This window comes from Mycobacterium arosiense ATCC BAA-1401 = DSM 45069 (assembly GCF_002086125.1).
In the GTDB taxonomy this organism is placed as follows: Bacteria; Actinomycetota; Actinomycetes; order Mycobacteriales; family Mycobacteriaceae; genus Mycobacterium; species Mycobacterium arosiense.
Map to the genome: position 1 here is coordinate 44,480 of NZ_MVHG01000017.1, position 13,696 is coordinate 58,175.

At 66.7% G+C, this 13,696-nt stretch carries 13 protein-coding genes and 1 pseudogene; 9 read left to right on the forward strand and 5 right to left on the reverse strand.

All coding sequences use genetic code 11. The annotated features are described in order from the left end of the window. Window positions 1-28 precede the first annotated feature (28 nt). From BST14_RS10120 to ppk2, 4 genes and pseudogenes are all read left to right on the forward strand, one after another. Window positions 29-325: a hypothetical protein gene (locus tag BST14_RS10120; protein ID WP_083064373.1), complete on the forward strand. Its 297-nt coding sequence runs from the start codon at window positions 29-31 to the stop codon at window positions 323-325. A 185-nt stretch (window positions 326-510) separates the two neighbouring features. After that, complete coding sequence (locus BST14_RS10125) at window positions 511-2,028, forward strand: Hsp70 family protein (protein ID WP_083064374.1); 1,518 nt, start codon at window positions 511-513, stop codon at window positions 2,026-2,028. 10 nt (window positions 2,029-2,038) lie between these two features. Next, window positions 2,039-2,704, forward strand: a complete 666-nt coding sequence (locus tag BST14_RS10130) for a nitroreductase family protein (RefSeq protein WP_083064375.1) — start codon at window positions 2,039-2,041, stop codon at window positions 2,702-2,704. A gap of 137 nt (window positions 2,705-2,841) precedes the next feature. Next, a pseudogene (gene ppk2, locus BST14_RS10135) lies at window positions 2,842-3,616 on the forward strand (polyphosphate kinase 2). A 15-nt stretch (window positions 3,617-3,631) separates the two neighbouring features. Here ppk2 and BST14_RS10140 read toward each other — a convergent pair. Next, on the reverse strand, window positions 3,632-4,588 hold the full coding sequence (locus tag BST14_RS10140; RefSeq protein WP_083064376.1) for a TIGR03557 family F420-dependent LLM class oxidoreductase: 957 nt from the start codon (window positions 4,586-4,588) through the stop codon (window positions 3,632-3,634). A 317-nt stretch (window positions 4,589-4,905) separates the two neighbouring features. Here BST14_RS10140 and BST14_RS10150 point away from each other — a divergent pair, with 317 nt between their 5' ends. Together BST14_RS10150 and BST14_RS10155 are read left to right on the forward strand one after the other, a co-directional pair. Next, window positions 4,906-5,688, forward strand: coding sequence for an enoyl-CoA hydratase/isomerase family protein (locus BST14_RS10150; RefSeq protein WP_211280690.1), 783 nt, complete (start codon window positions 4,906-4,908; stop codon window positions 5,686-5,688). A 103-nt stretch (window positions 5,689-5,791) separates the two neighbouring features. Continuing rightward, window positions 5,792-7,117: an acyl-CoA dehydrogenase family protein gene (locus tag BST14_RS10155; protein ID WP_083064379.1), complete on the forward strand. Its 1,326-nt coding sequence runs from the start codon at window positions 5,792-5,794 to the stop codon at window positions 7,115-7,117. Here BST14_RS10155 and BST14_RS10160 read toward each other — a convergent pair. Then, complete coding sequence (locus tag BST14_RS10160; protein ID WP_083064380.1) at window positions 7,101-7,748, reverse strand: MspA family porin; 648 nt, start codon at window positions 7,746-7,748, stop codon at window positions 7,101-7,103. The two genes, BST14_RS10155 and BST14_RS10160, sit on opposite strands and share 17 nt — an antisense overlap. Before the next feature lie 235 nt (window positions 7,749-7,983). Between BST14_RS10160 and BST14_RS10165 the strand changes: the two genes are divergently transcribed. Continuing rightward, entirely contained in the window at window positions 7,984-8,208 is a 225-nt protein-coding gene (locus tag BST14_RS10165; protein ID WP_245845358.1) for a hypothetical protein, read from the forward strand. A gap of 12 nt (window positions 8,209-8,220) precedes the next feature. On the opposite strand, the gene BST14_RS10170 is transcribed toward BST14_RS10165, so the two are convergent. Genes BST14_RS10170 through BST14_RS10180 form a run of 3 tightly spaced genes read right to left on the reverse strand, consistent with a single transcriptional unit; the run spans window position 8,221 to window position 10,512 of the window. Then, a complete protein-coding gene (locus tag BST14_RS10170; RefSeq protein ID WP_083064382.1) occupies window positions 8,221-9,180 on the reverse strand; it encodes a phosphotransferase family protein in 960 nt (319 codons plus the stop codon). Continuing rightward, a complete protein-coding gene (locus tag BST14_RS10175; protein WP_083064383.1) occupies window positions 9,181-9,978 on the reverse strand; it encodes an SDR family NAD(P)-dependent oxidoreductase in 798 nt (265 codons plus the stop codon). Between the two features lie 60 nt (window positions 9,979-10,038). Further along, window positions 10,039-10,512 carry a DoxX family protein gene (locus BST14_RS10180; protein ID WP_083064384.1) on the reverse strand — a complete coding sequence of 158 codons (474 nt, stop codon included), beginning with the start codon at window positions 10,510-10,512 and terminating at the stop codon, window positions 10,039-10,041. Between the two features lie 56 nt (window positions 10,513-10,568). On the opposite strand from BST14_RS10180, the gene BST14_RS10185 reads away from it, so the two are divergent. Beyond that, window positions 10,569-10,892, forward strand: a complete 324-nt coding sequence (locus BST14_RS10185) for a DMT family transporter (protein WP_083064418.1) — start codon at window positions 10,569-10,571, stop codon at window positions 10,890-10,892. Between the two features lie 254 nt (window positions 10,893-11,146). Further along, window positions 11,147-13,582 carry a glycogen/starch/alpha-glucan phosphorylase gene (locus tag BST14_RS10190; RefSeq protein WP_083064419.1) on the forward strand — a complete coding sequence of 812 codons (2,436 nt, stop codon included), beginning with the start codon at window positions 11,147-11,149 and terminating at the stop codon, window positions 13,580-13,582. Window positions 13,583-13,696 lie beyond the last annotated feature (114 nt).

Below are 13,696 nucleotides of genomic sequence, written 5' to 3' on the forward strand. Positions count from 1 at the left end.
CGGCCGCAGCGCGAAGAAGGTGAACGAAATGCCGGTCACGCCAACGGGACTCCGGACCGCACCCGATAGCCAGCCCACTGCCCAACCGTCCTCGGCGACGCCCACGGCCGCGGCGGCCCGCGCCGAGGTCCTGATCACCACCCAGCAGGTGCTGTTCGGCGCCGCCGTTGCCCAGGGGACGCGCCGTGCCCCCCTCGTTAGCCGCATCGGCGCCGTGCTGCGGCGGATGGCCGCGGACGCGAACACGCCGCGCCGCCCCCACCCCCCGAAGTATTACGGCTACATCGAGGAGGCCCGCATGGCACGCGAAATGGACCGGCTGTGAACGCCACCGTCATCAGCCTCGCCTGCGCCGGGTTGATGGTGCTGCTCGGGATGGGAACCTACAACCTGCAGTGGTGGCTCGAGCGCAACGACTACGAGCGCCATTTCCAGGACTGACCGAACGCGGGCGGCACGCCGGGCAAAAAGGTTGTGCCCAAGCCCGCGCCGCGGTCCTAAACTTGCGCGATGAGAGTCGGCATCGACTTCGGCACCACCCACACCGTCGTTGCGGCCGTCGATCGCGGCAATTATCCGGTGGTCTCCTTCGAGGGCGAGGACGCGTGGCCGTCGCTCATCGCCGCCAATGCCGCCGGCCAGCTGCGCTTCGGCCCGGACGCCGCCGCCGTCCGCCACGACCCGGCATGGTCGGTGCTGCGCTCGTTCAAACGCCTGCTCAACGACGCCGGACCGCAGGCCGAAATCAGCCTGGCCGGCCGCGACTATCGCCTGGCCGACCTGCTCACCGGCTTCTTGGCCCAGCTGAAAACCGATCTGCAGCGCAACTCCAACGCCACCCCGGCCCCGGGCGAAGCCATCGAGGCCGCCGTCAGCGTGCCGGCCAACGCCTCGAGCGCCCAGCGGCTGCTCACCCTGGATGCCTACGTGGCCGCCGGTTTCCGCGTCGTCGCGCTGCTCAACGAACCGTCGGCCGCCAGCCTGGAATACGCCCACCGCTACCGCTCGACCATCACGACCAAACGCGAATACGTCCTCATCTACGACCTCGGCGGCGGCACGTTCGACGCGTCACTGCTGAAGATGACCGGCCACGCCAACGAGGTGGTGGTCAGCGAGGGCATCCAACGCCTCGGCGGTGACGATTTCGATGACGCGATCGTCGAACTCGTGCTGGCCGGCGCTGACCTGCCCGGCCTCGACGCGGCCCAGCGCGACCTGCTGGCCGAGGAGTGCGCTGCCCGTAAGGAGGCCGTCGGGCCGCAGACGCGCCGTTTCCTGGTGGACCTGTCCCCGCTCGATCGGCCGCCCTTCTCCTGCCCCATCGACGACGTCTATGCCGGGTGCGCACCGCTGGTGGACCAGACGGTGGCGCTGCTGCGCCGCGTCCTGCAGGACCCGGCGCGCGGACGCACGGACGTGGATTGGTCGGAGGTGGCGGGCATCTACGTCGTGGGCGGGGCCGGCGGTTTCCCGCTGGTGTCTCGCATGCTGCGCAGCACCTTCGGCGAGAAGCGGGTGAAGCGTTCGCCGCATCCCTTCGCCGCCACGGCCATCGGGCTTGCCGTCTTCCTCGACAAGGAGTCCGGTTTTGCGCTCTCCGAACGCTTTTCGAGGAATTTCGGGGTGTTCCGGGAGGCCGAGGCCGGCGCCGGGGTCGTCTTCGACCCCATCGTGTGCAAGGACGTCTCGCTTCCGGCCGACGGGCGCTCCCCGCTGGTGGTGAAGCGCAAATACCGAGCGGTGCACAACATCGGGCACTTTCGGTTCGTGGAGTGCAGCCGCCTGGTCAACGGGCGGCCCGACGGCGACGTCACGCCGTATGACCCGGTGCTGTTTCCGTTCGACCCGGCCCTGTACGACCGGGACGACCTCCGGCGTCAGCCGGTCGGCCGCTGGAAGGACGGACCCGACGTCGAGGAGCGTTACGTCATCGCCCCCAGCGGGGCGGTGGAGGTGACGCTGACGACGCAACCGGCGGGGTTCGAACGCACCTTCCGCCTCGAGCGACGCGCGTCCGCGAGTTGACGAGCCCGCCATGCGGCTATACGACGTGATGCGAACCACTTTCGCGGCACGGGACTTCACCGACGATCCGCTGCCCGACGACGTGCTGGCCCGCATCTTCGACAACGCTCGGTTCGCCCCCAGCGGCGGCAACCGGCAAGGCGCCCACATCACCGTGGTGCGCGACGAAGCGATCCGGCGGCAGTTGGCCGAGCTCGGCAAGCCCGCCGCCCGCCGCTACTTCGCCCAGCTGCAGGCAGGCGAAAACCCTTGGAACTCAGTGTATCCCAGTGGCGTACCGCGGGACGTCATCGACGCAACCGACATTCCCGACACGTTCGTGGCACCGATCGCCAAAGCCCCTGCCGTCCTTGTCGTTTCGGTGGACCTGACCGTCGTCGCGGCCATCGATCAGGACTTGGACCGCGTCGGTATCGCCGGGGGCGCGTCGGTCTATCCGCTGATCTGGAACGTCCTACTCGCCGCGCGGGCCGAAGGCTACGGCGGCACCATCACGACGATAGCCATCGCGGACGAGGACCAAGTCCGTCGACTGCTGGGCATCCCCGACCGGCATGCGGTGGCCGCCGTCGTGCCGCTGGGAAAACCGGTGCGGCAGTTGACCAAGCTGCGCCGGCGGCCCGTCGCGGAGTTCATCACGCGCGATCGGTTCGACGGCCCGGCTTTCGACGGGTGAACAGACCGCTATCGCCGCGATAGCGTCGGCCTACGACCGAAATCGATCTGGACACGCTGTCGACCCCGGAACACGGCTACACCGTCGATGACCGGGACGACGACGACCCGGTCCTGCTCGACCGGGAGGGCGAACACATCGAAACCTGGCGTGAGCGATACCCCTACGACCATCGGATGCCGCGCGACGAGTACGAGCGGCTGAAGCGGCGGCTGCAGATCGAGCTGTTGAAATTGCAGCGGCACAACAAGCGCGTCGGCGGCAGGCAGGTGATCCTGTTCGAGGGCCGCGACGCCGCCGGGAAAGGCGGAACCATCCAGCGGTTCATGGAGCACCTGAACCCGCGCAACGCGCGGGTGGTGGCGCTGGAAAAGCCGACCGAGCAGGAGAAGACGCAGTGGTATTTCCAGCGCTACGTCAGCCACCTGCCGTCCGGCGGTGAGATGGTGCTGTTCGACCGTTCGTGGTACAACCGGGCCGGCGTCGAGAAGGTGATGGGATTCTGCACCCCGGAGCAGTACGCCGAATTCATAAAGCAGGCACCGTCGTTCGAACGGATGCTCGTCGACAGTGGCATCATCCTGACCAAGTTCTGGTTTTCCGTGTCGCCGGCCGAGCAGCGCACCCGGTTCGCCATCCGGTTGGTGGACCCGGTGCGGCAGTGGAAGTTTTCCCCGATGGACATCGAATCGGTGAACCGGTGGGACGACTACACTGCCGCTAAGGAAGCGATGTTCGACGCGACCGACACCGCCATCGCTCCGTGGATCGTGGTGCGGAAGCAACGACAAGAAGCGCGCCCGGATCAATGCGATGCGCTATGTGCTCGCCAACACCGACTACGACGACAAGGACCACGAGGTGGTGGGCGAGCCGGATCCGCAGATCTTGGGCCGCGCGTTGACCGACTGACTGAGGTAAGGAGCCCTACCCGCGCACCTGGGGCAGCACGTCGCGCTGCCACGCCGCGAAGAACCCGTCCATGTCGGGACCGATCTGCTGCACGTAGATCTCGTCGATGTCGGCGTCGATGTACTGGCGCACCTGCGCGATGTGCTTGTCGGGGTCCGGGCCACAGGCCACGCTCTCGCCGACCGTCTCCAGCGGCACCAATGACTGCAGGGCGGCGAAATCCTTGGGCCGGGGCAGGATTTGCGACGTCTGGCCGGGCAGCCCCTCGTTGGCCCACAACCGGTGCGCGGTTTTCAGCGCGGCGCCGGCGTCGGCGTCCCAGCAGACTTTCGTTCCGCCCTGCACCTGCTTCTTGCCTCCCCCGGCCGCGCGGAACCGCTTGACCAGGTCGTCGTCGGGCATGGCGATGCTGTAGCCGTCGCCGATGCGGGCGGCCAGCTCGACGGCCTGCGGGCCGAACGCCGAGACGTAGATCGGCACCGGCCGCTCGGGCCTGGTGTACACCTGCGCCTCCTGCACCTCGTAATGCTTGCCGTGGTGGCTCACCTCGCCACCCTGGTGCAGCTTGCGAATGACGTCGATCGCCTCCTCGAGCATCTCGAGCCGCACACCGGCCGACGGCCAGGGATCACCCAGGATGTGTTCGTTGAGGGCCTCGCCGCTGCCCACCCCGAGCACAAAGCGCCCGTCGAGCTGCACGGCCGCGGTGGCCGCCGCCTGCGCGATGATCGCCGGGTGGATCCGCATGGTCGGGCAGGTGACGGCGGTGCTGACCGGTAACGACGTCGCCTCCGACAGCGCACCGATCACTCCCCACACGAATGGGCTCTGACCCTGCTCGTCATTCCAGGGGTGATAGTGGTCGGAGATCCACAGCGCGTCGAATCCCGCGTCCTCGGCCCGCTTGGCCTGGTCGACGAGCTCCTTGGGGCCGAATTGCTCGCAGGTGAGAAAGTAGCCGATCTTGGTCATGGCGCCGGGCTACCCGCTGAGCGTCCGGATATGCAGGCCCGTCACGCGATGGCCGAACTCGTCGAGCTGACCGCCGCCCGCCGAATCACTACCGAGACGAGAACAGCTTCGCTGGTTTGGAGAAGGTAGTTCTCCACTGCCGAGAGACAGATTACGATCTGTCGTGACCTGTGCCGGTTTCGCCAACGATCGGAGTCCATCATCGACGCCTGGATTCTCGACGCGGTCCGCACGCCGCGCGGGCGCGGCCGCCCCGACGGCGGAATGACGATGTGCACCGGCGGCGGGATGGGCACGGCGACGATCATCGAGCGGGTGTGAGCATGCCGGACACCTTGGCGCTCGAACGGCCCTGCGACGGGGTCGCCATTGTGCGGCTCAATCGCCCGCAGCGGCTAAACGCCCTCAACGAGGCGATGCAGACCGAATTGGGCGACGCGCTCGGCGATCTGGCCGCCGACCCGGCGGTACGCGCCATGGTGTTGACCGGTGCGGGACGCGGGTTCTGTGCAGGCATCGACATGCGCGACTTCGGCCCCTCGATGCTCGAAGCGACCGCACCCGCGCTGGACCGGATGCGCTTCCAGGAGAGGATGGCCGCCCTCGCCGAGGCGGTGCGCGCGTTGCCACAGCCCGTCATCGCCGCGGTCAACGGTCCGTGCGTGGGCGCCGGGCTCGCGCTGTGCCTGGCCGCCGACATCCGAATCTGTTCGACCGCTGCGTCTTTCGGCAATGCCGCCATCCTGCTCGGGCTGTCGGGCGCCGAGATGGGCATGAGCTACCACCTGCCGCGCATCGTCGGCACCAGCGTGGCCGCCGACTGGATGCTCACCGGTCGCACCGTGTCAGCCACCGAGGCCGACCGTCGCGGGCTGGTCAGTGAGCTTGTCGAGGCGGATCGGCTGGCCAACCGCGCGGTCGAGCTGGCGTCGCTGATCGCAAGCCACGCCCCGCTGGGTGCGCAACTGACCAAGCGCGCCCTGCAGGTCAACACCGACGCCGCCAACCTGGCATCGGCGATGGAACTGGAAAACCGCAACCAGGTGATCTCCCACGCGACCGACGAGGCGGCCGAACGCCGCAAGAAGTGGTCTTCATGACCGGTCCCCTGCGCGGCGTGCGCATCGTCATGATGGGCGCATTGGGGACGCCGGAGTGGTGGCCCAGAGCAATTCAAAGTGACCAACCCAGAAAGGACGACACATGTCGTGGGACTTCTCCACCGACCCGGACTGGGCCGAACAACTGCAGTGGGTCGAAAGCTTTGTGCGCGAGGAGTGCGAACCGATCGACCTCATTGTCACCGAATCCCACGACCTCAATGACCCGGTGCGTCAGGCGCTGATCCCGCCGCTGCAGGACGTCGTGAAGAAGCGCGGCCTATGGGCCACCCACCTGGGCCCGCGTTTGGGCGGTCCGGGCTATGGGCAGGTGAAACTGGCGCTGCTGAACGAGATTCTGGGACGCTCGGAATGCGCGCCGATCGTGTTCGGCTCGCAGGCCCCCGATTCGGGCAACAGCGAAATCCTGGCGCATTACGGCACGCCCGAGCTCAAGGAGCGCTACCTGGAGCCGCTACTGGACAACCGCATCATCTCCTGCTTCTCGATGACCGAGCCGCAGGGCGGGGCCGACCCGAAGGTGTTCCGCACCACCGCCGCGCAAGACGGCGATCACTGGGTCATCAACGGGGAGAAATGGTTTTCGTCGTTCGCCTCGATGGCGTCGTTCCTCATCGTGATGGCGATGACCGATCCCGAGGCGCCGCCCTACGAGCGTTACTCGATGTTCGTCGTTCCCGGCGACACCCCCGGCATCAACGTGCTGCGCGACGTCGGGCTGGGTTACCAGCCGATTGGCGGTGGGCGTGAGGGGTATGTGCGTTACGAAAACGTCCGCGTGCCCGCCGATCACATGCTGGGGCCGCGCGGCGGAGCCTTCGTCGTCGCGCAGACCCGCCTGGGCGGCGGGCGGATTCACCACGCGATGCGCACCGTGGGCCTGGTCCGCCGGATCTTCGACATGATCTGTGAACGGGCGGCGTCGCGCTACACCCAGGGTGAGCTGCTGGCCAACAAGCAGCTGGTACAGGAGATGGTCGCCGACTCGTGGATGGAGATCGAGGCGTTCCGGCTGCTGACGCTCCAAACCGCTTGGAAAATCGACCGATTCAATGACTATAAGGCCGTTCGGGCCGACATCTCGGCGGTGAAGGCGATGATGCAGAAGGTGCTGCATGACGTGTCATCGCGGGCGCTTCAATTGCACGGCTCGTTGGGCACGACCCACGAAATGCCGTTCGTGCAATATCTCGTCGAGTCATTCGTGCTCGGGCTGGCCGACGGTCCCACCGAAGTGCACAAGGTCACGCTGGCGCGGCTGTTGCTCAAAGACCGTCAACCCGCGCCGGATCTGTTTCCCTCCGAACATTTGCTGCGATTGCGGGCGGCCGCCGAAGCCAAGTTCGCCGACAAGCTGGCGGGCATCCCGCGCGACGAGGTCGCGGGCCCGATCAGACGGCCTTGGTGACGCCGACGTAGGACAGGACCACGTCGGAGAGGTCGGTCACCCGGGTGAGCACCGCATAGGAGCGGATGAACGACTGGCCCACACACCCGTCGATCTTGACGTGGAAGTTGCTGATCATCACCCAAGGATTTGCACCCTTGAACTGCTTCTTGATCACCGGCACGACGATCACCAGGCCGGGCTTGAGTCCCACGCTCATCACGCCGTTGATGGGTGCCGAAACGAACGGCAGCAGCGGCGGCAGCGTGCCGGTGGCATCGAACGTGGGGCTGACACCGGGAATGATGCCGGCGCCGCCCTCCATGATCACCCCGTTGGACGTACTCATGTCGATCCCGCAGCCGATCTGATAGCCCACTTCCAGCACGCCGTGGGGCTCTTCGGGCCCCCTGAGCGAGCCGACGAAAATGCCGCTGGACATGTATTCGCGCGACGAGATGGCGGTGGTCAGCGGCGCCACCGGAACCTGCATCTCGTCCTTCGCGCCCAGTCCCAGGGTCCAGCCGTCCGGGGTGTTGAGGATCGCGGGCGGATTCGAGGGCACCGCCGCTTCGGCCGCCGGCGCCGCATCGGGAGGAGCGAAGCCCGGCTCGGGCTCAGAATCAGCCGAAGGCGCCGCGATCACGGACATGGCGAGGCAAACGGCGATAGCCGCGGCATAACGGACGACAATGACTACCGGCCTCACGCGCGAAACCGTACGCAGGGCCGGGTGCGGCGCGTGAAATTTGCTGGCCGGCAATCCGAACTTGTTGTTCGTTCGTGACTCTAATGCGATGTAGAATCGTCATTAGCGTTTCGACAATCTCCAATATCCGGCGGATTACGGAGAGGTGGCGATGATATCTCGCAGGCGCGCTCGCCTATTGGTCGCGGGTTCGATGGTCATTGCGGCTCTGACCGGCGGCACGGGAACAGCGCTGGCAAATCCGGACGCGGGCCAGCAGCCAGACATTCCGACGATCGATGAATGGCCGATACAGTTCCCGACCACCTTGACGAATCCGATCGACGATGACGAAAACGCTCTGTCGACCAGCGGCGGCGGTGTCGGAATGGTTTGCGAAAACATCTCAGCCCACTGCGGCTGACCGGCTGTCCCGTCAATCCAGCAGCGACCGACCGCGCGCCAGCAGGCTCGGCAAAACCGCTGCCATGCCCTCCAGTTCGGCCCGCGGCGCCGCCCGGCGGCGATTGTGCTTGACGATCAGCGACCAGGTCGCCGTCGACTTGAAGCACGCCAGCGCGGTGAACCACCCCAGATCCGTTATTTCGCAACCTAACTCGGATGCATAGAGCTCGGCGAGTTCATCGATCGGCGGCACCACACCGTCGGGCGGGTCGGCCCGTCGGTAGGTGTCCGGGTCGCAGTTGATCAGGAACCAGCCGGCATCGATGCGCGGATCGCCTATCGACCAGATCTCCCAGTCGATGACCGCGTTGATCCGCGGTCCGGCCGCGAGCAGGTTGCCCAGCCGGAAGTCACCGTGCACCACGCGCGGCGCCATCGCACGCGGTGCGCAATCGAGCAGCGCGTCACGCACGTTCGGCCACTCGGGGGCCAGCGCCGGGTCGACGCTGCGCAACGTGTCGGACCACCGGTGGACTTCGGCGACCGGGTCGACCACGGGTTCATCGCCCAGTCCGAGGTCCGCGGCCGCGAGCCTGTGCAGCGCGGCCATCGCGCGGCACGCATTGCGATACCGATCGGACAGGCCCCCGACGGGCGGGCAGCCGTCGAATAACGGTTCGGCACAATCGCCTTCGACATGCGTCATCACATACAGCGGCGGCGTGCCGGGCGGATCCCCCGCATCCTCGAACAGCACCGTCGGCACCGGGACATTGGTTGTGTTGAGCGCTTTGATGATGCGGGCCTGACGGAGCACGTCGCGATGCGCTACGGGTTCGACACCCGGCGGGGCCACCTTGATCACCACCCGCCGGCCATTCCTGATGCCCGCGAAGGTGAGGCTGGAGGCTCCCCCGGCGAGCGGAGCGACGTCGGCGATGCCGGCACCGGCGAGCCGGCGGCGCAGCTCGGTCGGATCGAGCTCGGCCATTCAGCCCGCCGGCGCGGTCCAGCCGACCTCGGCGAGGAAAGGCTGGGTGTGCGCGATGCGCCCGGTCAGCGTCTTCGGATCGCCGGTGCACAGCCGGAACGCCGTCTCGGTGATCAGCGCGATGTCCTCGGTGTCGGTCTTGGCCAGATCGAGGGCGCCGGCGCCGGGCGTGGCCACGGGATTGGACGGGGCAGCGGCGTTGACCGCGATTCCGTCATCGTAGAGTTCGGCCGCAAAGCTTTTCGTCAATCGGTTGAGGGCGGCCTTGGCCGTGCCGTAGATGCCGAAGCCCGCGGACCGGTCGAACTCGGAGAACGGCGGCCCGGGCGGCAGGTCACCGCCCACCGAGGTCAGGTTCAAAATCCAGCCGCGTCCGCGCTCGCGCATCGCGGGTATCGCCAGCTGACACAGGTGCAAGGGCCCGAGCACATGCATCTCCATCATCAGCCGCGCTCGCCGCTCGGGAAATCCGTCGAGGGGCCGCAGGAACGTTACGGCCGCGTTATTGACCAGGATATCGGGTGCGCCGACAGAGCTGACCACCGCGGCGAAAAGCCGCTCACGGTCTTCGGATTGGGACAGATCCGCTTGGACCGCAATGGCTTTCCCGCCCCCGGCGACGATTTCGTCGCGGGTCTGGCTCAGCGACCCCTGGTACTTGCGATCGGGGTCCATCGTGCGGGCGGTCAGTGCCACCGTGGCGCCGCGTTCGGCCAGCCGTGTGGCTATCGCCCTGCCCAGGCCCCGGCTGCTGCCGGTGACGAGGGCCACCATCCCGTCGCACCGCTGCGCGCTCATCGTCGTCCTCCTCGGCCTACCGGCCGTGCGGAAATGGCTTCTCCGTATCAGAGAATGCCATTATCGCCGGCGGAGGGGAAGCGTTCGGCGGCGCGCGTCCAGGGAGTAGCTGCCGCCGCCGGCGAAGACCAGCAGGAAAAACGCAAAGCAGAACAGGATCGCCAACGCGCCCCCGTTGCCGGCCGGCGGATCGGCGACCGGCCACAGCGCCCGAGGTTGGTGCACCGAGAAGTAGGCGACCGCCATCTCACCCGAGGCGACGAACGCGGCGGCGCGGGTGAACAGGCCGGCGGCGACGAGCAGACCCGCGATGATCTCGATCAGTCCGGCGTACCAGCCGGGCCAGGATCCGAACTCGACGACAACCGGCGAGCGGACGGGCCAATTGAACAGGCTTCTGCAGCCGTACGCGGCGAAGAGCAGACCGTAAACGAGGCGAAACAGGCTCAGCACGGCCGGGGCGTATCGGGCCAGGCGAGCGTCGAGACCATTTCTCACGAGAGACAGGCTACGGTCGCCGCCCGAGAGGGTCATGCGGCGTCATCCTTCGGGTAAATACGTACGTGTCCAGGGCTATGCAAGGAGGCGTTTTGACCTATCTGTTTCTGCTCGGCGCCATATTCGCCGAAGTGGTAGCGACCAGCCTGCTCAAAAGCACCGAAGGTTTCAGCCGGCTGTGGCCGACCGTCGTGTGCCTGTTCGGTTATGCCGTGTCCTTTGCGCTGCTGGCGGCGTCGATCTCGCGCGGCATGCAGACCGACGTCGCCTATGCGCTGTGGTCGGCCATCGGAACGGCCCTGATCGTGCTGATCGCGGTGCTGTTCTTGGGCTCGTCGATTTCGCTGACGAAGGTCGCCGGTGTCGGGCTGATTATCGCCGGAGTGGTCACGCTGAATCTGACCGGCGCGCATTGACCGCGGGCCGTTTCGTCGCCGGCCCGTGCCTTCCCGTTCACGTTTCGGACCTCTATTGCGGGTCTGATGTGCAAACATCGCTGCAAGACTGATGGTCCGTCGCCACCGGGCATTGCAGTGGCCCGGGGCGGTGCTGCCCGCCACCCCCCTAGCGAGTAGGACCCACCATGACCGATGTCGATCAGACGCCCTCCGACGGACTCTCCCCCGGCAACCCCACCCGGGCCGACCTGATCGAACACTCACGCACCGGGATGAGCGCGGCCGCACTACAGCGGGCCATCAACGACCATCTGCGCTATTCGATCGGGCGTCCGGCGGCCGCCCGGCGCCCCGAGCACTACTACCGCGCGCTCGCCCTGGCCGTCCGTGATCGCATGCAGGACCGTCGGGTGGCCTCGACGCAGACCTCGCTGGATCTCGGCCGCAAGGTGACCTGTTACCTGTCAGCCGAGTTTTTGATGGGCCCGCAATTGGGCAACAACCTGCTGAATCTGAAGCTGGAGCGGGCGGCTCGCGAGGCGCTGGCGGCGATGGGCCAGAATCTCGACACGGTGCTGGCCTGCGAGGAGGAACCCGGGCTGGGCAACGGCGGCCTCGGCAGGCTCGCCGCGTGCTACCTGGACTCGCTGGCCACCCTGCAGCGCCCGGCGATCGGCTATGGCATCCGCTACGAGTTCGGCATCTTCGACCAGGAAATCCGCGACGGCTGGCAGGTCGAGCAGACCGACAACTGGCTGGACAACGGAAACCCCTGGGAGATCGCCAAACCCGACGTCAGCTTCCTGGTGAAGTGGGGCGGCTACGCAGAGCACTACACCGACGACGTCGGCCACGACCGCGTCCGCTGGGTGCCGGGACGGTTGCTGAAAGGCACCGCCTACGACACGCCCATCCAGGGTTATGGCGTCAACACCTGCAACGTGTTGACGTTGTGGAGCGCGCGCGCCGTCAAGTCATTTGCGTTGGAGGCCTTCAACACCGGCGACTACTACAAGGCCGTCGAGGACGAGGTGACGTCCGAGACCGTCACCAAGGTGCTCTACCCCAATGACGAGCCCGAGGCCGGCAAGCGGCTGCGCCTGCTGCAGCAGTACTTCTTCGTTTCCTGCTCGCTGCAGCACGTGCTGCACATCATGGACGATCTGGCCGACGTCTCCGTCAAGGAGCTTCCTCAGCGGTTTGCGTTGCAGCTCAACGACACCCACCCCTCCATCGGGGTCGCCGAGCTGATGCGGCTGCTGGTCGACGAGCGCGAGCTGGACTGGGAGGCGGCGTGGGACATCACCGTCGCGACGTTCGGATACACCAATCACACCCTGCTGCCCGAGGCGCTGGAAACCTGGCCGCTGGAGATGTTCGCCGAGTCACTGCCGCGCCACCTCGAGATCATCTACGAGATCAACCACCGGTTCCTCGACGAGGTGCGCGCCCGCTTCCCCGGCGACGAGGACCGGGTCGCCCGGATGTCGTTGATCGGCGAGAACGGCGGCAAGAGCGTCCGGATGGCGCATTTGGCCGCCGTCGGCAGCCATGCCATCAACGGCGTCGCCGCGCTGCATTCGGAGCTGCTGAAAAGCAGTGTGCTCAAAGACTTTTACCAGATGTGGCCGGAGCGGTTCAGCAACAAGACGAACGGGGTGACACCGCGCCGCTTCCTGGCGCTGGCCAACCCCGGGCTGCGCGAACTGCTGGACCGCACGGTCGGCGACGGCTGGTTGACCGATCTGGGTCGCCTGCGCGGGCTCGAGCCGTTCGTCGAGGACGCGGCCTTCCGGCGGGAATGGCGCGACATCAAGCGCACCAACAAGTCACGCCTGGCCAGATACATCGAATCGGTGGCCGGTGTGGAACTGAACCCCGATTGGCTATTCGACGTCCAGGTCAAACGCATCCACGAATACAAGCGCCAGCACCTCAACGTATTGCACGTCGTCGCGCTGTATCACAGGCTCAAGTGCAATCCCGGGCTGTCGATTCCGCCGCGGGCCTTCATCTTCGGCGGCAAGGCCGCACCCGGATACTTCCTGGCGAAGCGGATCATCAAGCTCATCAACGCGGTCGGGGAAACCGTGAACGCCGACCCGGACGTGAACCAGTTCCTCAAGGTGGTCTTCGTGCCGAACTTCAACGTGCAAAACGCGCACATGATCTACCCGGCCGCCGATCTGTCCGAACAGATCTCCACCGCGGGCAAGGAAGCCTCGGGCACCGGGAACATGAAGTTCATGATCAACGGCGCGCTGACCATCGGCACCCTGGACGGCGCGAACGTCGAGATGCGCGACGAGGTCGGGCCGGAGAACTTCTTCCTGTTCGGACTCACCGAGCAGCGAGTCAGGGCGGTCAAGGCCGACGGGTACCGCCCGGGTGATTACATCGACGGCAACGACGAGCTGCGTGCGGTGCTGGATCTGATTGCCGCAGGAACCTTTTCGCGCGGCGACACCGAGGTGTTCAAGCCCGTCGTGGACAACCTGCGTTATGACGACCCTTTCCTGGTGTGCGCCGACTACGCGTCGTATGTGGACTGCCAGGAGCGGGTCGGCGCCGCATGGCAGGACCGGGAGTCGTGGGCCGGGATGTCGATCCTCAACACCGCGCGCAGCGGCAAGTTCTCGTCGGATCGCGCCATCACCGAGTACTGCGACGAGATCTGGAACGTCTGGCCGCTGACGGTCAAAATCTAGTGGTAGCCGGGTAGTCCGGCCCGCGCCCGGAGGCACATCGGCCGCCGCCGCGACCGACGCCACCCGCCCCCGCAGCAGGCTTGCCCGAAACGGGCTAGGGTGGGCGCTCACGCT